This is a genomic window from Microcoleus sp. OTE_8_concoct_300, from assembly GCF_031383065.1.
In the GTDB taxonomy this organism is placed as follows: Bacteria; Cyanobacteriota; Cyanobacteriia; order Cyanobacteriales; family Microcoleaceae; genus Microcoleus.
Map to the genome: position 1 here is coordinate 1 of NZ_JANMZH010000595.1, position 21,616 is coordinate 21,616.

18 protein-coding genes and 1 tRNA gene are annotated in these 21,616 nt (G+C 46.1%); 14 read left to right on the forward strand and 5 right to left on the reverse strand.

The features are described from left to right. Positions 1 to 244 precede the first annotated feature (244 nt). The 3 genes from ACUVJL_RS27540 to ACUVJL_RS27550 form a co-directional block, all read right to left on the reverse strand. The gene (locus tag ACUVJL_RS27540; RefSeq protein ID WP_445248754.1) at positions 245 to 1,576 is read right to left on the reverse strand and encodes a DUF3086 domain-containing protein; all 1,332 of its coding nucleotides are present in this window, start codon (positions 1,574 to 1,576) and stop codon (positions 245 to 247) included. A 59-nt stretch (positions 1,577 to 1,635) separates the two neighbouring features. Further along, the gene (locus ACUVJL_RS27545; protein ID WP_445248755.1) at positions 1,636 to 2,028 is read right to left on the reverse strand and encodes a DUF3119 family protein; all 393 of its coding nucleotides are present in this window, start codon (positions 2,026 to 2,028) and stop codon (positions 1,636 to 1,638) included. 63 nt (positions 2,029 to 2,091) lie between these two features. Then, entirely contained in the window at positions 2,092 to 2,886 is a 795-nt protein-coding gene (locus tag ACUVJL_RS27550) for an MlaE family lipid ABC transporter permease subunit (protein WP_445248756.1), read from the reverse strand. A 186-nt stretch (positions 2,887 to 3,072) separates the two neighbouring features. Between ACUVJL_RS27550 and ACUVJL_RS27555 the strand changes: the two genes are divergently transcribed. After that, positions 3,073 to 3,360, forward strand: a complete 288-nt coding sequence (locus ACUVJL_RS27555) for a hypothetical protein (protein ID WP_333045095.1) — start codon at positions 3,073 to 3,075, stop codon at positions 3,358 to 3,360. Between the two features lie 253 nt (positions 3,361 to 3,613). Further along, positions 3,614 to 4,057, forward strand: a complete 444-nt coding sequence (locus tag ACUVJL_RS27560) for an Hsp20/alpha crystallin family protein (RefSeq protein ID WP_445248757.1) — start codon at positions 3,614 to 3,616, stop codon at positions 4,055 to 4,057. 193 nt (positions 4,058 to 4,250) lie between these two features. On the opposite strand, the gene ACUVJL_RS27565 is transcribed toward ACUVJL_RS27560, so the two are convergent. Beyond that, positions 4,251 to 4,433: a hypothetical protein gene (locus ACUVJL_RS27565; protein ID WP_445248758.1), complete on the reverse strand. Its 183-nt coding sequence runs from the start codon at positions 4,431 to 4,433 to the stop codon at positions 4,251 to 4,253. Positions 4,434 to 4,508: 75 nt separating this feature from the next. Here ACUVJL_RS27565 and ACUVJL_RS27570 point away from each other — a divergent pair, with 75 nt between their 5' ends. The 12 genes from ACUVJL_RS27570 (at position 4,509) to ACUVJL_RS27625 (ending at position 20,990) form a co-directional block, all read left to right on the forward strand. After that, entirely contained in the window at positions 4,509 to 4,871 is a 363-nt protein-coding gene (locus ACUVJL_RS27570; protein WP_445248759.1) for a hypothetical protein, read from the forward strand. Between the two features lies 1 nt (position 4,872). After that, positions 4,873 to 5,262 (forward strand): hypothetical protein, encoded by a 390-nt coding sequence (locus ACUVJL_RS27575; RefSeq protein ID WP_445248760.1) that lies wholly within the window; start codon positions 4,873 to 4,875, stop codon positions 5,260 to 5,262. Positions 5,263 to 5,608: 346 nt separating this feature from the next. Continuing rightward, positions 5,609 to 6,010, forward strand: coding sequence for a fasciclin domain-containing protein (locus ACUVJL_RS27580; protein ID WP_015178455.1), 402 nt, complete (start codon positions 5,609 to 5,611; stop codon positions 6,008 to 6,010). 320 nt (positions 6,011 to 6,330) lie between these two features. Next, complete coding sequence (locus ACUVJL_RS27585) at positions 6,331 to 11,436, forward strand: PAS domain S-box protein (RefSeq protein WP_445248769.1); 5,106 nt, start codon at positions 6,331 to 6,333, stop codon at positions 11,434 to 11,436. A 1,075-nt stretch (positions 11,437 to 12,511) separates the two neighbouring features. Further along, the gene (locus tag ACUVJL_RS27590) at positions 12,512 to 12,739 is read left to right on the forward strand and encodes a hypothetical protein (RefSeq protein WP_445248761.1); all 228 of its coding nucleotides are present in this window, start codon (positions 12,512 to 12,514) and stop codon (positions 12,737 to 12,739) included. 303 nt (positions 12,740 to 13,042) lie between these two features. Continuing rightward, positions 13,043 to 14,128 (forward strand): amino acid ABC transporter substrate-binding protein, encoded by a 1,086-nt coding sequence (locus tag ACUVJL_RS27595; RefSeq protein ID WP_445248762.1) that lies wholly within the window; start codon positions 13,043 to 13,045, stop codon positions 14,126 to 14,128. A gap of 335 nt (positions 14,129 to 14,463) precedes the next feature. Next, positions 14,464 to 15,678: an amino acid ABC transporter permease gene (locus ACUVJL_RS27600; RefSeq protein WP_445248763.1), complete on the forward strand. Its 1,215-nt coding sequence runs from the start codon at positions 14,464 to 14,466 to the stop codon at positions 15,676 to 15,678. Between the two features lie 50 nt (positions 15,679 to 15,728). Then, positions 15,729 to 16,328 (forward strand): hypothetical protein, encoded by a 600-nt coding sequence (locus ACUVJL_RS27605; RefSeq protein WP_445248764.1) that lies wholly within the window; start codon positions 15,729 to 15,731, stop codon positions 16,326 to 16,328. Positions 16,329 to 16,344: 16 nt separating this feature from the next. Continuing rightward, the gene (locus ACUVJL_RS27610; RefSeq protein ID WP_445248765.1) at positions 16,345 to 17,580 is read left to right on the forward strand and encodes an amino acid ABC transporter permease; all 1,236 of its coding nucleotides are present in this window, start codon (positions 16,345 to 16,347) and stop codon (positions 17,578 to 17,580) included. Between the two features lie 71 nt (positions 17,581 to 17,651). After that, positions 17,652 to 18,404, forward strand: coding sequence for an amino acid ABC transporter ATP-binding protein (locus ACUVJL_RS27615; RefSeq protein ID WP_445248766.1), 753 nt, complete (start codon positions 17,652 to 17,654; stop codon positions 18,402 to 18,404). Between the two features lie 312 nt (positions 18,405 to 18,716). Further along, positions 18,717 to 20,768 carry an excinuclease ABC subunit UvrC gene (gene uvrC, locus ACUVJL_RS27620; protein WP_445248767.1) on the forward strand — a complete coding sequence of 684 codons (2,052 nt, stop codon included), beginning with the start codon at positions 18,717 to 18,719 and terminating at the stop codon, positions 20,766 to 20,768. 151 nt (positions 20,769 to 20,919) lie between these two features. After that, a tRNA-Gly gene (locus ACUVJL_RS27625) sits at positions 20,920 to 20,990 on the forward strand. A gap of 155 nt (positions 20,991 to 21,145) precedes the next feature. Here ACUVJL_RS27625 and ACUVJL_RS27630 read toward each other — a convergent pair. Beyond that, positions 21,146 to 21,436, reverse strand: a complete 291-nt coding sequence (locus ACUVJL_RS27630) for a flagellar alpha dynein (protein ID WP_445248768.1) — start codon at positions 21,434 to 21,436, stop codon at positions 21,146 to 21,148. Positions 21,437 to 21,616 lie beyond the last annotated feature (180 nt).

Here is a 21,616-nt window from a genome sequence, read left to right on the forward strand (position 1 = left end):
TAAACTTGTAAGCTTTGTACATTATCGGATTTACACAATAGTTATAATATTATAGCACAGACTAAAAAAATAATGTTGCTTCGCGGTTTGTTTTTTTGGTCGCTATCCATCCCCACCCTGTAGACGGATGGGGAATTCCGCTACATTTAGCTTAAAATTTGTAACCTTTCCCCTAGCATAATTAGCAATTAGCAATTGCCAATTACCAATTACCAATTACCAATTACCAATTACCAATTACCCATCAAAAATCCTTAGCAGCCATCAAAGTTTGCGGATCGGGAGCAAAGGCCAGCCATAGCGGAAATTGCAGGATTGACAAACTAATTAAATCCTCAGTTTCATCAATGACAATTAGCGGCAATTTGCCATCTTTCACCAGTCGATCGGCTTTTTGAGCCAAAGCTTCCGCCGACTCAAACATAATAATCCCCCTTTCCGGGCCAAAATCGCTGCGAGTAATGCCCAAACAGTCCTGCAAACCCCGGCGCCACTCTCCCAAACGTTCGGGACTGTTCGCGAGCACCAAAGTCCGCACCCGTCCACCGTAGACGCTTCTGAGTACAGAAATAATTGTGGAAGTAATCAAGATATTTTGCAAGCGCGAACCCATAGTCCGCAAAGCGCCCCTTCCTCCTTGGGTAAAAAACCAGTTAGAAACTCGTTCCGCGTGGATGGGTTCAAAAGTGCGGCGGAGTTGCCAAGGCGGGCCGTAGTAGTCCGGGAGAGTGCGGTATTGATCGAGGGTGCGGCGAATTTGTTTGGCTTGTTCTTGAAATCCCTGTTCGGCAAATTTGGGATTTATCGGTGCTGAGGATTGAGACTCCTCAGCAGGAATTTGCTTGGGTGTCTCTTGCGTCGGTGGCGTCAAATCTAAGAGTTCGGCGGTAGCGGCCAAATCCTGCAAACTGCCTACTAGATAGTCTTTGAAACCCTGGACTCGAATTGCTAAATCTTGGGAAACGCCGGCAAAAGTGGTTCGCATTTCCTTTTGAATTCGATCGCGCCGGCGTTCTAGTTTTTCTACTTCGATTTGCAGCCCTTGTTTGCGCTGATCTAATTGAATCAAGCCGTCTTGTACCAAACGCCCGATCGATGCTTGAGCCTCGCCCAACGCTTTTATAGCATTGGCTTTGTCGGCTTCCAAGGCGGCAATTTTTTCAGTCAAATTTTGTTCTTGCTGCTGCAATTTTTTGACTCTCAGGGCCAACTGTTCGGTAACATTTTCTGCGATGCGCGTTACCGTTTCTGCGGTTGCTGTTGGCTGGGAGTCTGTGGTCGGCTCGATTTGAGCGATCGCACTTTCTGATTCGCCATCGTCGGTGTTGAGCCCGATTTCGGCGAGGGCACCTGATCCGGCCACGAAGTCCGCGATTTCGGCATCTTCCTCGCCCAGCGGCGGGTCTGTTTCTGGCGGGAGTTGGGCTTGCAGCTCATTTTGGTCGATCCACAAATCCTGTGTTTGAGATAAAAGTTGGTACTCCGTCTCATTCACAGGTAAATCGACTTCGCCGTCACCGCTTGGGGCGGCTGGTTGTGCTTGCGGTTCTTGGGTTGGAGATTCGTCTGAATTCATGGGAAATTTTGTTCGGCGTGGGGCACGGAAAAGTTAAAAATTTAAAATTAACAACTTTTTTAGTCTTGACGGGGACAGCGCTGTTCTAAGCAGGTCTGTAGCATTTTACGATCGAACAGAACCGGCAGAAAGTGACTGCTGTTAATTTCTTTGAAATAGAACGAAATCGGCACAGCGGGCCACAATATCCGCCAATTTTGCCATTCTCGGTAAGGAAAGCGGCGGATTAATTTGGACGATCGATAAATGTCCAAATCGGTTGGGGTAAATTGCAGCCGGAGGGTGGCGGCTTGGTACATCAGAAACAAGCCGAACAGCGAAACCGACAAACTCGCCCACTTCTGCACGAACAGCAGCGGTACGGCGGCCAGTACCAAAACTAGGGGAAGCGCATAACTCGGAGCGAGTTCGATCGTACTTGTCGGCGCAGTCGAAGAGGCAGTTGTAGTCACGGGTTTAAATCAAGGGTAGTAAACGAATGTTGCCAATTATTCATATTTTATCTGTTTCCTAGCTTACAAGCCTTTGAGGACGCTAGAGCCCGTCCCCTGAAACATCAGCCAAGTCATGAAAAAGTTAAAAATAAAAATAGCTAGTAAAGCCGTCACCACCGCCGTAGTAGTCGATTGACCGACGCCTTTTGCCCCGCCGGTGGTAGTCAAACCCCAGCTAGTGCCAATTACAGCAATCAAACCACCGAACACAAAAGCCTTAATAGCCGCGCTGCAAATATCCCACAGACTCAGGAAATTGCGGACTGATTCTAAAAACACGTTTTGAGAGATGCCGTACATCGTCGTAGCAATCAGCAGTCCGCCGGCGATGCCGGTGACGAGACACAAGATGGTTAAAATTGGCAGCATCAAGCAGCAAGCAAGGACGCGGGGAATTACTAAATAGTCGATCGGGTCTGTTCTGAGCATCAGCAGGGCATCTATCTGTTCTGTTACCTGCATCGTGCCGATTTCCGCTGCAAAAGCCGAACCTACCCGTCCCGTCACGATCACGGCTGTTAAGACGGGGCCGAGTTCGCGAGTCAAAGACAAAGCCAAAACGCCACCGACGACATTGCCGGCACCGAGGTTAACAAACTCCCTCGCTACCTGAATAGTAAATACCATGCCGACAAAACCCGCAGTCAGCAAAGCAATCAACAGAGATTCTGGACCGACTGCTGCCATTTGGTCGAGGGTGTTGCGGCGGTGAATTTTGCCCTTCAGCAAGTGCAGCATGACTTGCCCGCCCAATAAAGTTGCTGCCAGCAACCGCTGACTCCACAAACTGAGGCTCGAAGATGTAGTGGTGCTCAAGGGGATTTCGAGTATAGAACAACTGCTAAAAATGAAATCTATCTACAAATCTTAAACAAGTTTTTTCTCTAACATTTAAGATTTCTGACAGAACCGGCCACTGACGGCGATCGCTGCCTATCGTAGAAAAGGACAAGTTTTGTTTACTTGCACCTTTCGGCAGTTTAGCTGAATTTACTGACTCTTATGAGCATTTTCCCCAATTTTCTTCGCTCTGTACTGCTGACCAGCCTGTTGAGCTTTGTCGCCCCCATATTGTTAATCGGCGCGGGATTGACTAGCTTTTCGCTGATCGGCTTCGTCCCTGCTCTCCAAGGAGTTGGTCGTTCTGGAGAAGACCTGATTTTGCAGTTCTTAGCTACTTTCGGCAGCGGCTGTCCCCTCCAGGGTTTTTTCGTGATCGGTCTAACTTTTGGTTTGGTGGGTGCTTTGTTTGATACCTACGCTTCTTATCAGCATTCGCGGTGGAGTTAATCGAACCTTCGATTTTAGATTTTAGATGGGAATTCCTCGATCGAATCTAAAATCTAAAATTGCTGGGTTCGGGTTGGATCGGATACCCGCACCTGGGAGGATTTTACAATACCGATCGCGAATGTTCGGAAATGCGATCGTCCTTTTTGCGGAAAACCGACTCCCCCAGTTTCGGGAGCTGGAATATATTAAATACAAGTTGAGTCAAGTGTTTCTCAACCCCTAAAAACTTCAGATAGTCGAGGTATTAGTTATGGCACTTATTCGTTGGGAACCTTTGCGGGAAATGGACTCCTTGCAGCGAGAAATGAATCGGTTGTTTGATAGCTTGACTCCGGCAACCGATCGCGCATCTAACGGTGTTGCTTTTGTACCCCCCGCCGAACTCGATGAAACTCCCGAAGCCATCCACCTTAAGTTAGAAATTCCAGGCATGGAAGCTAAGGATTTGGACGTACAAGTAACCGCAGAAGCTGTTGCAATCAGCGGCGAACGCCGTCACGAAACTAAGAGTGAAGATAAAGGCATGACTCGCTCTGAGTTCCGCTACGGTTCGTTCCGTCGGGTGATTCCCCTACCCGCACGGGTTCAAAATGACAGTGTAGAAGCTGAGTACAAAAATGGAGTTTTAAACCTGACTTTGCCCAAAGCAGAAGCGGAAAAGAACCGCGTAGTGAAAGTGCAAATCGGCGGCTAATAATTGTTTGCTACTTTAGTTAGTTAATTAGTAGGGGGGCGCAAGGCACCCCCTATTTGTTTTGGCAATTGATTATTGGTCATTGGGAATTGATAAGCTGTTGAGCATTTAAATAGAATGTCAACAAACAATCTAAGTCTTGTGGGGTGGGCGTCTCGCCCGCCCTGAATATGCAATTTAAATGCGTGACAGCTTAATTGGGTCGAAAAGCATTGGGCATTGCGAGTTTGAGTAATGATTCTTCCTTCTTCCTGACATCCGTTACATCCGTTAAATCCGTTACAGAATCCGTTGCCGAACTTCCTTCTTCCTGACATCCGTTACATCCGTTAAATCCGTTACAGAATCCGTTGCCGAACTTCCTTCTTCCATCCATCCGTTACATCCTCAGAAAGCGAATCCGTTGCCCAACTTCCTTCGATTCTTCAACCGTGCTAAACTCCAATAAGCAATGGTTGGTGAGGAGACTTGCGTGCCGAGTCAGGGAGTGGGAGGAAATGGAATTGCATCTGAGTTTGGAGACTTAACCGGGATGACTCGCCAAGAAGTCGATGATTTTTTGCGCGGATTGGGTGCCGAAATCCGACCTACTAAAGGTGGTTATCTTGAATACGAATTTGCCGATCGTTCGCGAGTTCATATTCGTACTGATGGTGAAGTGGTACGCACCCCAGCGCCAAAATACGCTTCAGATGGCAGAAGAATAAACAAAGGTTTGCGTCTTGACAAAGATGGCAGCTTAGTCAAAACACGCGATGAATTTGGCAACCCAATTCAAGGTACACACAATACTGGAGAAAAAGTGAGTAATTAATATGCCTGATGACTACAACTTGCTTAATTTAGGTGGGCTGACCTCCATTGTAAAAAATGTCAATGTGTCTTTGTGGGGAAATCAAATTTTATTTGAATTTATTTACGATCCTACAGGAGAGCGATTGCCTTATAGCATAGTATTTCAGGACTGCCGAGACATCAGTTGGGAGGTGTTCCATCCTGAAGATGTAAAAGATCCCGAAGCTGACTTGATTGGCATTCATTTGGGTGAAAACGCCCACCGGAAAGCAGCTTTGATTCATACGGATATTTTTGAAATTTCAATTTTGTACGGCAGTTTTAGCATTCACAAGGGAGAAAACCTAAATGCTGAAGTAGCAGATTTAGAAACAGAGGTTTTGGTATCACAATCGCCAGCAGTATTGTAGTAATTTAAAAGCACCGCGCCGATAAATGGCCAAGCGGTTAGTAATATTATATCGGGTAAAATAACTATTACAGGACTTACGCACTCCGACTCCTCGAAACAGGGTTTTTTACCTAATCTGCGGGTTTTAACGCGTCTTTTCGTAAAAAACCAGGTTTCTGGGCCCCCATATGTAAGCCCTATATTATTAGGTTTGTAGTGAGGACTGAAGTCCTCATCAAAAATCTGAGGATTGAAGTCCTCACTACAAAAGAATTACCAATTTTTCAAAAAAGACAGTAGGTATTGTTGCCCGCCTCAATTTACAATACTTAATAGAACTTTTTTCCCAGATGAGGTAAAACACAATGCCTGATATTGTTGATATTGCCGTAGGTGCGGGTTCGTTCCAAACCCTCGTAACAGCCGTGCAAGTAGCTAATTTAGTAGACGCGCTCAAAAGTCCGGGCCCTTTTACTGTCTTTGCACCCAATGACGATGCTTTTGCGAAATTGCCGCCGGGAACTATCACAACCCTAGTGCAGAACGTTCCCCAACTGACTAGGATTTTGATGTTTCATGTCGTCTCCGGCAAGTTTATGAAAGCTGATTTGGCAAAACTCGGTTTTGTTACTTCCTTGGAAGGTTCGCCGATTAAAATTGATTGTTCTGACGGTTTTGAGGTGAAAAATGCTACTGTTGTCGCTGCGGATATCGAAGCTGATAACGGTGTCATCCATGTAATCGATAACGTGATTTTAATGGGGTAGTTTCACCGTCCATCGATTTTCGATTGACTCTAGAGATGAATTTGATGGTTTGAACTTTTGTCGAAAATTTTTTGAGTTCGACCACGGAAGTTGGAAGCTTGCATCTGTGTTTGGGTGTGAGGTTAAGTGTCCGTCGCAGCGGGAGCGAGAGCTTGCATTGAGCAGTGTCTCTTTGCTCCCGATCGCGTCTTTTTTTTAGCGGTTGAAGGTAATATAAATATAAAACCGTTGTGTTTTCGCCGGATGTATTTTAACATAATTGTTTACAAACGTTTGATAATTAATAATTATAATATAAGCAAACCCTTGTGGTGAGCACTATGCAAATCCTAGCCGCCAGCCTCAAAGCAAAAGTCCGCCAGCGTACCTTGGAACTGCAAGTTCTCAACGAACTTACGGAGAAAGTACAACTCGCCACTGGCGCGGATGAAATTTGGTCTGCGTGTTTGGCACATCTCTTACGCCTAATTCCTGGCGCGACGATCGCAATTTTGACGCTACCGGACGATAGACTATACCTGCAACACTTACAGCCCTTAACTACTCGCGCCAGAACTGAAATTGAAGGGCGCTTACAGGCAGCTCGCGTTGAATGGCTCGCTGGAAAGCAGGACTGGGCGCACAACATCGATTTCCCACCAATTACTGAGTTTCAGTCAATCTTGATGGCACCAGCCAACCCGGATGAAAGTGAGGAATTGTTGGGATTATTTTTCATGGGTGCAGAGCAGGCAAATGCTTTTAATTTTCAGCACCTTTGTTTGCTCCACACAGTCGCTCAAATTTGTGCCAAATCGTTAATTGTTTTAGCATCTAAAACGACGAATATTAAGGGAAAAGCTAAAAATAATTTTGCTCTGGATTCGGAAAGTCAAGAACTATTGTTGCAGGCATTAATAGACGGTGCGCCGGATAGAGTTTTTGCGAAAGATAGAAACTTTAGATACATTTTTGTAAATCAAAGTTTTGCTGCATATTTGGGGAAAAATGTTGAGGAAATTATCGGCAAAGATGATATTGAATTAGGATTTTCAGCAGAATTAGTATTTGGCGATCGCAACGGCCTCTTTAGGGGCATCCGCGAGGACGATCGAGCTGTGCTGGCCGGGGAGATTGTTCGCAATCCCTACCAGGCGATCGCCTTTGAAGGCGGCAAACAGCACATCTTTGACACGCAAAAACAGCCGCTATGCGATGCGGAGGGCAATATATTTGCGGTTTTGGGCTTTTCTCGGGAGATTGCTCAATTGCAGCCGACAGATGAAGCCAGGAATCAAAGCCAAGCCAAACTGCAAAAAATTACTGCTAGCGTACCGGGTACAGTATATCAAATTGACTTGTATCCAGACGGCTCGATGGCCTTCTCGTTTGTGAGCGCCGGCTGCCGAGAATTGTATGAAATAGAACCAGAGGCTGCTGGGCAGGACATTAATGTAATTGTTGACATGATTCATCCCGAAGATCGAGATGATTTTCTCAACTCGTTAATGCTTTCTGCTGAAAGTTTGCAGCCTTGGCGGTGGGAAGGAAGAATTGTCACTCCCTCGGGAAAACTTAAATGGGTGCAAGGAGCTTCCCAGCCAGAATTGCAAGCATCGGGGGAGATAGTTTACTACGGCTTGTTCACGGATATTAGCGCCCGGAAACAAGCTGAATTGAAGCTGCAACTTTATCAACAAATCTTTTTGAAATCCAACAATGCGATCGCGATTTTAGACCCCCAAGGCTATTACTTAGAAACAAATCAAGCTCACACGGCTTTACTGGGTTACTGTGCGTCGAAATTGTGGGGAAAAACCCCTGCAAATCAGATGGGAGAACAGGCATTTGCGTCGGTAATGCAAAGCTTGGCAGAAACTGGGAGTTACCGAGGCGAAATGACCTTTATTAAGGCTTTGCAAAAGGGAACAGTTGAGGTGGAGCTTTCGGCTTTTGCGGTTCTCAATGATTCTGGGAATGTAGTTTGTTACGTAAGCGTCAACAGGGACATCACCGAACGCAAGCGAGCTGAGGAAAAACTCCTACTTTACCGAGAAATATTTTTAAACTCCAACGATGCGATCGTCATTATCGATGCTGACGGGTTTTTCCTCGAACAAAATCGTGCTCACCAAACGCTTCTAGAATACACAGACGCGGAATTAGAAGCAGAAGCGTCGCCGCTGGTTGCGGGGGAGTGCTTTTCGGTAATTGCCAAAAGTTTAGCGAAAACTGGAAATTTTCGGGGCGAAATTACTAACTGCACTAAATCCGGCCGCACGCTGGCGATCGACGTTGCGGCATACTCTGTGATTAACAACGCCAACGATGTAATTTGTCACGTCTGCGTCAAGCGCGACATTACCGAACGGAAAAAAGGAGAAGAAGAACGGCAAAAATTTGTGTCCCTGATTGAAAACAGCAGCGATTTTATCGGTATGGCTACCCTGGAAGGTCAAACGCTGTTTGTCAACGAAGCAGGCAGAAAAATGGTGGGTTTAGAAAATGTTTCGGAAGAGCTTTATACTGAGATATGGGATTATATCGGCCCAATTTTTAAACAAAAATTCACTCAAGAGATTTTGCCAATAGTTATCAGTCAGGGCCAGTGGCAAGGAGAAGGTCAAATGCAGCACTTGCACAGCGGAAGACGCATTGATGTTGTGATAAATGCTTTTCTGGTCAAGCACCCTCAAAGCAGCGAACCGCTGTGCTTGGCTGCGGTAATTCGCGATGTCACCAAACGCAAGCAAGCTGAGAGAAAGCTGCGGGAACAAGCAGAACAAGAACGGCTGGTTTCGGCGATCGCCCAGCGAGTCCGGCAGTCTCTCAACCTCACTCACACTCTGAGCACTGCTGTACAAGAAGTGCGGCAGTTGCTGGAAACTGACCGCACGGTAATTTATCGTTTTGATTCCGAGGAAACAGCGACTGTTGTTGTGGAATCTGTAGGGGATGATTGGATGCCGCTGCTGGGCAGAGAAGTTCCAATAACATCCTTTGGGGAAAGTTATGTATCACTGTACAGCGCCGGAATAATTCAAGCAATGGCAGATATTTATACTGCCAGTTTGAGTGAAAGACACCTAGATTTACTTGCTAGTTTGCAGGTAAGGGCTAATTTAGTTGTACCAATTTTTATAGGCGATGAAAGTCAGGAGTTGGCAAGAGAATATTCGCCGGAAACTCGAATAGGGCCGCCGGGAACGAGTGTGGAAACGAGTCAAAATCGGTTGTGGGGATTGCTGATTGCCCATCAGTGCAGGGTGCCGCGCGTTTGGACTGATTCTGAGGTGGATTTGCTGGGAAGGTTGAGCGTGCAGTTGGCGATCGCCATTCAGCAATCTACTTTGTTTGAACAAGCGCAGCAGGCCCGAGAAGCGGCCCTGGAAGCATCTCGAATGAAGTCGCTATTTTTAGCAAATATGAGTCACGAAATCCGCACTCCGATGAATGGAGTCATGGGGATGACTGATTTGCTGCTGAAAACGAATCTTACTCCCGAACAGATCGACTTTGTGCAGACGCTGAAACTCAGCAGCCAAAATTTGTTGTCCATCATTAACGATATTCTCGATCTATCCAAACTCGAAGCAGGAGAAATGCGCTTAGAAACAATCGAATTTAACCTCAGTATCTGTATAGATGAAGTGCTGGATTTGTTGGCAACTCCCGCACAAGAAAAAGGTATAGAATTGGTGGCGCTGATTGACAAGGACGTGCCGCTGCAAATTAGAGGCGATGCAGCGCGGTTGCGGCAAATACTCACTAATTTGATCAACAATGCTATTAAGTTTACAGAAGCAGGAGAAGTGGTAATTGAGGTTTCTCTTGGCAGGCATCAGGGGTTATTTGCAGCCAGCGACGACCAGAAAGTTAGAGAGAATATCCAACCGTTAAAACTCGGAAGCACTGGCTCGATAGTCCTGCTTTTTAAAGTCACAGATACAGGAATCGGGATTGCTCAAGAAGACCAAAAAAAGCTATTTCAATCTTTTAGTCAAGTTGATGCTTCTACGACGAGAAAGTACGGTGGCACAGGTTTGGGTCTGGCTATTTGTAAGCAGTTAGTGGAGTTAATTGGGGGTAAAATCGGTGTGGAAAGTACCCCGGGCAAAGGCTCGACTTTTTGGTTTACTGTGCCGGCACTCGAGAAAAATTTAACTGCTGTAGGGACGACGTGCGAAGTGAATTTGCAAACGGTGCTGGCGGGGCGAAAAATGTTAGTTGCTAGCGATAAGCCGACAGTGCGAAAAGTGCTGCTGAGAATGGCAGTTGTGTGGGGAATGGAAGTTGAGGAGGTTGAGAACGGTTGGATGGCGATCGCATCTCTGTACAAAGCTGTCAGCGTTAATTGCCCTTACGATATTGTTTTGGTTGATATTCAGTTGCCGGAAATGGTGGCCGGAAGTCTGGAACGCTTGATCGTTTCTGAGCCGGCAATGCAGCATACAAAGTGGGTGGTGCTGACTTCAATTACTCAGATATCGGAGGCGAAACGCTTGGTAAATGGCGGTTTTAGCGGTTATTTAACTAAGCCTGTGAAAGCTCATCGGCTGTTTGGTTGCTTGGTGAATGCGATCGCCCCGGGTGCGGCGATCGATGGCCCAGTGGCAAATCCAACGTCCAAGGAAGCCTCAGTTATTGATAACCCGGAGTTAGGGAACTTAAAGGTTTTGTTAGTTGAAGATACTCCGATTAATCAAAAAGTTGGTCTGAATCAACTCAGAGTTTTGGGGTGCGTGGCGGATGTCGCCAATAACGGCGCAGAGGCGCTCTCGATGGTTGCTATCAAAAAGTATGACATTGTGTTGATGGACTGTCAGATGCCGGTTTTGGACGGTTACGAAGCCACGCTGGAATTGCGCCGCCTGGAAGCGGCAAAGGCTGCTGCTGGTTCGATGGAGGCATACCAAAAGACGGTGGTGATTGCGATGACGGCTAGTGCTTTGAAGGGCGATCGCGAAAAGTGTCTGGCGGCGGGGATGGACGATTATATTAGCAAACCTATTTCGCTCGAAAAGTTACAAGCTGTACTAGAAAATTGGTCGGCACAGTTAAAAATTGCCAGTCCAAAGTTTAATGGCGAGGAACTCAAAAACTCTGCAGAGGATATTCAATCTTTAGTCGATATGGCACGTTTGCACGAAATTGCGGGTGCTGATTTAGAGTTTGAGCGGGAAATACTGCAAGCTTTTGTGGTGGATACTGGCAACTATTTAGAAGCCGCTAAGGGGGCTATAGCCTCAAGAGATGTCCAGACATTGGCCCGCCACGCACATCAAATTAAAGGTGTCAGTGCTACGGCGGCGGTACGGTTAATGCCCGAGATGGCAGATCAGCTTCAAAGTCTTGCCAAATCAAAGGATTGGGAGGGGACCACGAAAATCATCGCTGAATTAGAAATAATTCTGGCGGGGGTTCAAAAGTGGCTGGCCCCTGAGTAATATCATTTCCGGTTACACCGGAATGATGTTGACTGTTGACTGATGACTGTTGACTGATGACTGTTGACTGTTGACTGTTGACTGTTGACTAATGACTGTTGACTAATGACTAATGACTAATGACTAAGGATCGCGAATTAAATAACTTACAATTTTAATTGTTATTGTGGGATGGGCGTCCCGCCCGTCCAAAAAGGACGGGCGGGATGCCCATCCCACAAACTTGTGGAAGTTATTTAATTCTCATTCCTAATGACTATAGCAATCCTCGCATCAGTTTCAATAACTTCCAGGCAGAGCCTGGGAACCGATGTCCAGAGGCTCTGCCTCTGCCCAGAGTATGGAGGCAGAGCCTCCGGATATGCATTACCAGGCTCTGCCTGGTAACGAGTATAATCATTTAGGATTGCTATAATAACTAATGACTAATCACTAATGACTAATGACTAATCACTAATGACTCGGGGTTAAAAAAATGAAAATTGCGCGAATTATTTGTTGGCCTCGGGATTCGACTTTACGCCCGACTTTTGATATCATGTCCGGTCGATTACCTGATTCCTGTAGGGGCGGCTTCACCAATAATATTTGCCAAAAACGGACAATCTCACAAACGGGCCCCGGCAATTGTATTATGGGCGATCGATCGGACATTATTATGAAGCAAGGATGTGATATCAATTCCGGCCCTCCAGGCCGGAATTGATATGACGAGTGGGGAATACGGCATTAAAATATACAATTTAAATACGCCACAGCTTAATTAATTTTCTGGCCAACCGGGCAGGAGTGTCCGAGCCCCGACAGATCCTGGCAGCCCCCACGAGCTACAGTATGTAAAGATTTTTAATATTTTATCAAGATTTTGATCTCAATGTGACGAAATTCGGAACTCTTATAACTTCTTGTGTTTTGTAGCTTGTGACACTACTGTATTGAGTTATTCTGATCAAATATAAAATAATCATTAAGCCGATGGCGAGCGAGGGTGCTTTCGTCGATCGGCTTGAGACACAAAGACCAGGTTTTCGCCCAGCCCGCCCATTAACTGCGTATTTACGCTCAAGGAGGTTTTATGACTCCCATCATGTTACGTCAACTTTGGTCGTTAATTGAGACCACCCAAGCTACTCTGTTAGTGAATTTGGACGATGCCACCCTGGTACAGTGGCTGCTGAAGCAGTTGAAGATGAACTCTGCGCTTAATGGCAAAGAAGCAGATTTGTTGGACGAATACATCCAGTCTCGGCTGTGCCTAATCCGCGATTTAGCTGAGCAGCGCCTAGCACCAGAGCTAATGTGAGCCAATTCAATCAAAATCGGATAAATATTGCAGGGAAGGGCGATCGCCGCGGGCAAAAATAGCAGCAAAGAAACCCACTTTCTAGGATAAATCTTGGGTTGAACGGCGGTGTCTCCAGTCAGAAACCGGGTTTTTCACTCTCCGCGCCCAGCTTGCTCAAAAAAAACACAGGCGGGTAGCTGGTGCAGTTGCCCAAGTGCAGCACCCGATCCAGAACGGCTAATTTGAAACCGGAGGCTGTTGAACTGGCCGATCTCGACAGCTACAAGCTAGGATGATCAGGAAAGCGTTCTACTAAAATCTATGCGTAAATGGGGATTTCTGCTGCTAGCAAGTGTGTTGTTGATGGCACCGCTGGCGTCTTGTAGGGATCGATCGGCACAAACCGGACAAACAACAGCAACAACAGCAGCAGGTGGCAACTCGCAACAAGGTTCCAGCCGGATAGATACAATTGTCAGCCGCGGCAAACTGATTTGTGGCATCAGCGGCGAACTGCCGGGTTTTAGCTTTGTAGACGAAAAAGGCAAATATTCGGGACTGGATGTGGATGTGTGCAGGGCTGTGGCCGCGGCAATATTTGACGATCCCGAAAAAGTCGAGTACCGAAAGCTCAACGCTAAAGATAGATTTACAGTTTTGCAGGCCGGAGAAATCGACATTCTCAGCCGAAATACCACCTACACGGCCAGCCGCGACAGCACTACCGGACTGGAATTTGCCCCGGTGATCTTTTATGACTCTCAAAGCATCATGGTCAAAAAAGACAGCGACATCAAAAGTTTACAAGATTTTGCGGGCAAATCTATCTGCGTGCAGACAGGTACGAGCACCGAACAAAATTTGTCCGACCAAATGCGAAAATTAGGAGTTAAATACACTCCTGTGGTGTTTGAAGATGTGAATGCTACCTTTGCTACTTATCAAGAAGGTCGCTGTCAAGGTGTTACTGCCGATCGATCGCAGCTAGTCTCGAAGCGGACAACTCTGCCGAATGCCGAGAATAATGTTGTTTTGCCGATCGTGATGTCAAAAGAACCCTTAGCCCCAGCGGTGAAAAGCGGCGATCCTAAATGGTCTGACGCGGTGAGATGGATCGTTTTTGCGGCGATTGAAGCTGAAGATTTGGGAATTAATTCAGGAAATGTAGACCAAATTGCTGCAAGCAGTACAGACCCAAACGTCAAACGTTTGCTAGGAAAAGAAGGAGATTTAGGTAAAGGTTTCGGACTCCCGAACGACTACGCCGTCCGCGTTGTTAAGAAAGTGGGGAATTACGGGGAAATATACGATCGCAACCTCGGCCCCAAAAGTACACTCAAGTTAGAACGGGGCCAAAACAAACTTTGGAAAGATGGCGGTTTGCTTTACTCACCGCCGTTCCGCTAATTTTAGTTAACTGTTGACTGTTGACTGTTGACTGTTGACTGTTAACTGTTAACTGTTGACCGTTGACTGTTAACTGTTAACCAACAAGATATTTTAGTCACGCACCAAAGCTATGTAGAGTGCGTGACTTGAAAAATCCCGATCGCCTTTCGAGTAACTATCAAGTCATATCAAATCCGGTAGCATCGTCCTGTATTCATCTCTGTATTCTCTCCCTCTGCGTTCTCTGCGCCCTCTGTGGTTAAATCATTCCGATGCTACCGGAAACGATATCACGCACCAAAGCTCAATCTCGCCTGGATTTGCCAGCAGATTTATCAAATATAATTTAAGTTATGAACCCAGAACCTCAACCGGGCAAATCGCAGAAATTGCCCAAAATTAAAGATATATCACAACTGCTGCGGGACGATCGCTTCTGGAAAATAGCCGGACAGGCGATCGCCCTAATTTTAGTAATAGTTGTGCTCGCGATTCTCGCAGACAATCTGGGCGCCAATTACTCGCAACTGGGGATTGCATTTGGATTTGATTTTCTCAATTCCCAAGCATCTTTTGACATCGGCGAAAGCGTGATTCCCTACAGTCCCGAAAACACTTACAGACAAGCTTATTTTGTCGGTTTAATCAACTCGCTGCGGGTGATGGGTCTCGGCATTATTTTCGCAACAGTTGCGGGTTTGACGGTAGGAATTGCGCGCCTTTCCGACAATTGGCTGCTGCGGACTTTGGCTGGTTTGTATGTGGAAATTTTACGAAATACGCCGTTATTGCTGCAATTATTTTTCTGGTATTTTGCAGTTTTCATTTCCCTGCCAAAACTCGAAGACAACCCGCAGTTACGCGGGCCGATTTACTTGACAAATCGCGGCATAGCTGTACCAACACCGGTGGCGTTGCCGGGTTTTGAGATTTGGTTGATTTTGCTAACTGTCGGAGTTTTGGCGGCGGCGGGGCTGTGGATGTGGCGGGCGCGGGTGATGTTGGAAGAAGCTAAGCCGGGAAGACAGTTGTTTTGGGCTCTAGGTGCGATCGGGCTGAGTACAATCTTAGCTTTGATTCTTACCAAAAATCTGCCTTTTCGTCTAGATTTCCCCCGCCTGACACCAGCATTGCAACTCGAAGGAGGATTAAAATTCACTCCAGAATTTGCAGCATTGGTGACCGGGCTCAGCTTGTATACTGGCAGTTACATTGCAGAAATTGTCCGGGCCGGAATTCAGTCAGTATCGAGAGGCCAGTGGGAAGCGGGAAAGTCTTTAGGGCTGAAGTCTGGAACAATGATGCGGATGGTAATTTTGCCGCAAGCTTTGCGGGTGATTGTGCCGCCTTTAACCAGTCAGTATCTGAATTTAGCTAAGAATTCGAGTTTAGCGGTTGCGGTTGCTTATCCCGACGTTTATTTTGTTGTGGGCTCTCCGACCTTGAATCAGACCGGTCGGGCGATCGAAGCAATGTTAATTATCATGGTAACATATCTAACAATTAGTTTGATAGTTTCTCTGTTCATGAATTGGTACAATAAAACTGTACAAATCAAGGAAAGGTAAATAGTTGAGATTTAATCTATTTTAATTGGAATAAAAGTAGAGCGCGTTAAATGGCATACAGTGACTTTAGCTTAGACCGAGTAACTAAAAATTTTGATTTAACGATTTCCGATAAGATTGATATGTTCGCTGCTGTATCAGAATTAGAGTCGAGTACATTACTTGCCGAAACTCTCAAAGATAATATACCGTTAGCCTTGAGCAGCAACACTGAAAAAGCTCGCTCTGAAATGATTATCGCACCGATTTTGATCGAGCTTAGAAAACAGTTAAACTTGGAAATTAGTTTGTTTTCGGGAATAGACTTTACAGTAGATGTTGAAAAAGGATTAAATGGAAGTTGCGATTTTCTGATCTGTCATTCCCCAGAATTACTAATTGTTAGAGCGCCAATAATCATCATTGTAGAAGCCAAGAAAGAAAATATCAATGGCGGATTGGGACAGTGCGTAGCAGAAATGTTGGCTGCTAGAATATTTAATGAACGTGAAGGCAATGAAATTCCTGCGATTTATGGGACTGTTACTACAGGTACTATCTGGAAATTCATGAAGTTGCAAGAACAAATTATTGAAATTGATTTAGGTGAATATTACTTGAGAGAGGTGAATAAAATTCTAGGAATCTTAGCGAACAGTATTAGAAATTAATAATAACTAAAAACTGATGGAAACAATACCTGTATTACCGCCCCCAGCCACCGAATCGCCCACCCCTTGGAATTGGGCGCGCAAAAATTTATTTAGTACCTGGTACAACAGCATTCTGACAGTAGTTTGCCTAATTATCGCCTTCCAAGCGATTAAAGGAATTATTGTTTGGGCAACAACAAAAGCTCAATGGCGCGTGTTAGAAGCCAACTTGCCGCTATTTTTCGCCGGCAGATTTCCCAGGGAATCCTACTGGCGGCTGTGGATAGTAGCCGCCCTAATTGCCTTGTTGGGAGGATTAACTTGGGGAAACATTCAGCGGCAAGAACGTCTTTGGGATCCGCCTTTACTAATTATACTCGGTGCTGCGGTTGTGGGTGCGGTCATTTCGCCGATCGACCTAACCTCTCGCCTCTACCTCTTAGGAATTATTATCGCAGCCGCCGCCAGCTATGCCATCGGAAGGCAAATAAACCCCAACCCCCCCTCGCCCCCCCGAAGCTTGGGGGTGTTGGGGGGGGTTAACTGGATGCCTGCAATTTGGGCTCTTTCCTTCCCCATAATTTTGTGGCTAATTAAAGGCGGGTTAGGTTTGACAGAAGTGTCAACAAATGATTGGGGCGGTTTAGTATTGACACTGTTTTTAGCAGTTATTAGTATTGTGCTTTCCTTTCCTTTAGGGGTGTTGCTAGCACTCGGCAGACAAAGTTCTTTGCCAGTAGTGAGATTGTTATCAACATTATACATTGAAATTATTCGCGGCTTACCATTAATTGGCATTTTGTTTTTAGGTCAAGTGATGCTGCAACTCTTCTTGCCCCCCGAATATCCGAAATTAGATAGAGTAATTAGAGCCATAGCTGGATTAACCTTATTTAGTGCAGCATACTTGGCAGAAAACGTGCGCGGTGGCTTGCAGGCCGTGCCCAGGGGACAAATAGAAGCAGCTAGGTCGATGGGGCTAAATACACCCCTGCTGACAATACTAATTGTACTGCCTCAAGCACTGCGAACAGTCATTCCCGCGATCGGCGGTCAATTCATCGGATTATTTATGGATACATCCCTGCTATCTCTATTCGGAATGTTAGAATTAGTAGGCATATCCCGCGCAGTTTTAGCAAATCCATCCTATATCGGCAGGTACGCCGAAGTTTACCTATTCATCGGCATCATTTATTGGATATTTTGCTACTCAATGTCCCTAGCAAGCCGCAAAATAGAGCGAACCTTAGAAGTAGGCCAGCGCTAAAAACTCATCTACATTCATCAGCGTTCATCAGCGTACATCTGCCGACATCTGCGGTTAAAAAATAAAAAAATATGGAAACTCAGCAAACAATCCCCGAACAAGTAATCGTAGCCGAAAACGTCCACAAATGGTACGGACAATTTCACGTACTGCGAGGTGTCAGCATGACCGTAAACCGAGGTGAAGTAGTTGTCGTGATGGGGCCCTCTGGTTCCGGAAAATCGACCTTTATTCGCACATTCAACGCATTAGAAGAATACCAACAAGGTAAAATTACGATCGACGGAATCGAACTTTCCCACGACTTGCGCAACATCGAGACAATCCGCCGCGAAGTAGGAATGGTGTTTCAGCAATTCAACCTATTTCCCCACTTATCAGTCTTGCAAAACGTCATGCTAGCGCCGGTGTGGGTGCGTCGGTGGCCGAAAAAAAAAGCCGAAGAAGTAGCCATGCAACTCTTAGAAAGAGTGGGAATATTGGAACAAGCAAAAAAATATCCCGGACAGTTGTCTGGGGGACAGCAGCAGCGGGTCGCTATTGCACGTTCTCTAGCAATGCAGCCTAAAATCATGCTGTTTGATGAACCGACATCAGCATTAGACCCAGAGATGGTGCGGGAAGTTTTAGATGTAATGCGAAATTTGGCTCAAACTGGAATTACAATGGTAGTGGTAACTCACGAAGTCGGGTTTGCGCGCGAAGTTGCCGATCGAATTGTATTGATGGATGGTGGCGTTTTAGTTGAAGAAGCGAAGCCGGAAGAGTTTTTTCAGAACCCGAAGGAAGAACGCACGCGCAAGTTTTTATCTCAAATTTTGTGAACTGGAGTTAGGTACCGCCTACCAAAAACCCGGTGTCTAAGCAGTATTTGGCGACGATTTAGAAAATTGTTGTGAGAAAGAATTATATTATGTCTGGCAAAATAACCGTTATAGGTAGTGAGAACTTCAGTCCTCACTACCTACGAATTTTATGATCGTCGATCGAGGCGAGATAATATTAGTCTAGCGCATTAACAAGAAACTGGCAACGTAGATCAGTCAGCGTTCTATAGTTGTGATTTGGTATTGATTGGCTTGACCCCGATGACCGCGTTACAATGGTATATATAAGCCAGAAGATCTCAATTTTATATGCCATCAATAAAAACACTGCCACTGGTTAAAGATGCTGAACGCTTAGAAAGCCGCCTCAAAGAAATTCCGGCGGTTCCGGGTGTATATTTAATGCGCGATGAGAGCGATCGCATCCTTTACATTGGCAAATCAAAAAAACTCAGAAACCGCGTCCGTTCCTACTTCCGCGAAAGCCAAAATCTCAGTCCCCGCATCGCGATGATGGTGCAGCAAGTGCGCGAGATTGAATTCATCGCCACAGACACCGAAGCGGAAGCTTTAGCCTTAGAAGCAAACCTCGTAAAACAGCACCAACCTTACTTTAATGTGCTACTCAAAGATGATAAGAAATATCCTTATTTGTGCATAACTTGGTCCGAGGAATACCCGCGCATTTTTATCACCCGCAAACGCCGCGCCGCCAGTGCAAAAGACCGCTATTACGGCCCTTACGTCGATACAGGGGCGCTGCGGAGTACGCTACATTTAATTAAGCGAATTTTCCCCCTGCGGCAGCGCCCTCAACCGTTGTTTAAAGACCGTCCCTGTCTCAACTACGACATCGGCCGCTGCGTTGGCGTTTGTCAAGGGTTAACTTCACCGGAGGAATACCGAAAAATCCTCCAGAAAGTAGCGATGATTTTCCAGGGAAGAACTCAGGAATTACTAGACTTGTTAGCGCCGCAAATGGAACAAGCTGCCGAAGATTTAAACTTTGAAACGGCGGCGCGCATTCGCGACCAAATTAAGGGTTTGCAGTCTTTGAGTGCGGGTCAAAAAGTCTCTTTGCCAGACGATACGGTTTCCAGAGATGCGATCGCACTTGCGGCAGACACCCAGCACGCTTGCGTCCAATTGTTCCAAATTCGCGCCGGTCAACTGGTCGCAAGGTTGGGATTTATGGCGGAAATACCCTCCCAACTCCCCCTGGAAAAGGGGGGGCAAGAGTTATCTCAATCTCTTGTAAAAGAGGGGCAAGAGTTATCTCAACTTTCTCTTTCCTCCCCCCCTTGCCAAGGGGGGGAACGAGGGGGGGTAGAGGCCGGAGCGATTTTGCAGCGGGTGTTGGAAGAACACTATCAAAATGTCGAATCCGTAGAAATTCCCAGCGAAATTTTAGTGCAGTACGAGTTGCCAGAAGGGGAAATATTATCAGATTGGTTGAGCAACCGTAAGGGGCGAAAAGTTACGATTTTGACGCCGCAGCGGCAAACTAAGGCTGAGTTGATTGAGATGGTGGAACGCAATGCTGAGTATGAATTGGCGAGAATGCAAAGATTGAGCGATCGCAATTCTCAAGCAATGGAAGATTTAGCAGAAATTCTCGATTTGCCAGAAGTTCCTCGCCGCATTGAAGGTTACGATATTTCTCATATTCAAGGTTCTGACGCCGTAGCTTCCCGCGTCGTTTTTATTGACGGTTTGCCGGCTAATCAACACTACCGCCATTACAAAATTAAAAATCCTGAAATTAAATCGGGTCATTCTGATGATTTTGCTAGTTTAGCAGAAGTTATCGGTCGCCGATTCCGAGGATTGAAGGAAGAAGGAAGAGGGAAGATGGAAGATGGATTTAGTGATTTAGAAGAACCGGAAGAAATCAGCAATTTATCATCGGTTTCTCATACTATTTCCGACAAACCCGACTTAATTATGATAGATGGCGGCAAAGGTCAACTGTCAGCAGTTGTGGCAGTTTTGCGGGAGATGAATTTGCTAGAAGAGTTGCGCGTTGTCAGTTTGGCAAAGCAGCGAGAGGAGATATTTTTGCCGGGGGAATCTTTGCCACTGCCAACTAATTCTGAGCAGCCTGGAGTACAATTATTGCGCCGGGTGCGGGATGAGGCGCACAGATTTGCTGTGAGTTTTCACCGGGATAGAAGAAGCGAGAGAATGAAGCGATCGCGCCTTGATGAAATTCCCGGATTGGGACACCACCGACAAAAACAATTGTTAGCACATTTTCGGTCGATCGACTACCTCCGTTTAGCGACTCCCGAACAGTTGGCAGAAGTTTCTGGGATTGGCCCGCGTCTGGCTGCTCAAATTTACGATTATTTTCATCCGTAAAGCCTTACCCAGCATCCTAGAGAGGGATTTTAGGCGCGATCGGGCGATCGGTTCGCAAGTCCCTATTCAGCCACTGTGAGGGAGGTATTCAAAAATTTTGCACAGGCCTATTGCAATCCCCAGAGACTTGTGGTATGTTTAGTTTCTGTGTGCGGGCATAGTTTAGTGGTAAAACTTTAGCCTTCCAAGCTAACTATGCGGGTTCGATTCCCGCTGCCCGCTTCTATCTATAAAAACCTCAAACCAACGATAAATCAACGGTTTGAGGTTTTTTATTGCTGATTTTCTGGGTTATCCAGCGGTCGGATTGACTAGAAATTGAATACAAATTGAATACAATTTGCCTCGTTTGAATACAAATTGAATACAATCCATACCTAGACTAGGTTTGAGTCGTTCTCTGCTGCTAGAAGCCCCAGAATAGCGTCGATGTCAGCCAACTCGACCCTCGACTTTTTGCGCCGCGTTTTTAACTGGTTAAGCAAGTCGGCCGGTTCTGGAAATTCCGCGACGGTCTGCGCTGAGTTTTTATTTGCTTGGCGATCGCGCCGCGCTTCCTTGAGTTCTTGCTCCAGCATCTGCACCTTCAATCCTAAATCGCCGTTACGCTCGTGCAACTGATTCAGTTCTGCATCCCATTCTGCAAGTTGCTTGTTGGCCGCTTTCAATTCAAGCCTGAGCGATTCATCGTTGCCATCGCTCAGGCTCTCAATTTTCCCAAGCGTTCTTCAATCCCTGCTAATTTAGCCGCTAGCAATGTGTCTAGCTTAATGTCTAGCAAAGTGTCTAGCACTGGCTCAATGTCCGAAATATTGGACACTTGGGCTTGAGGCTGGGGTGTCGGTTCT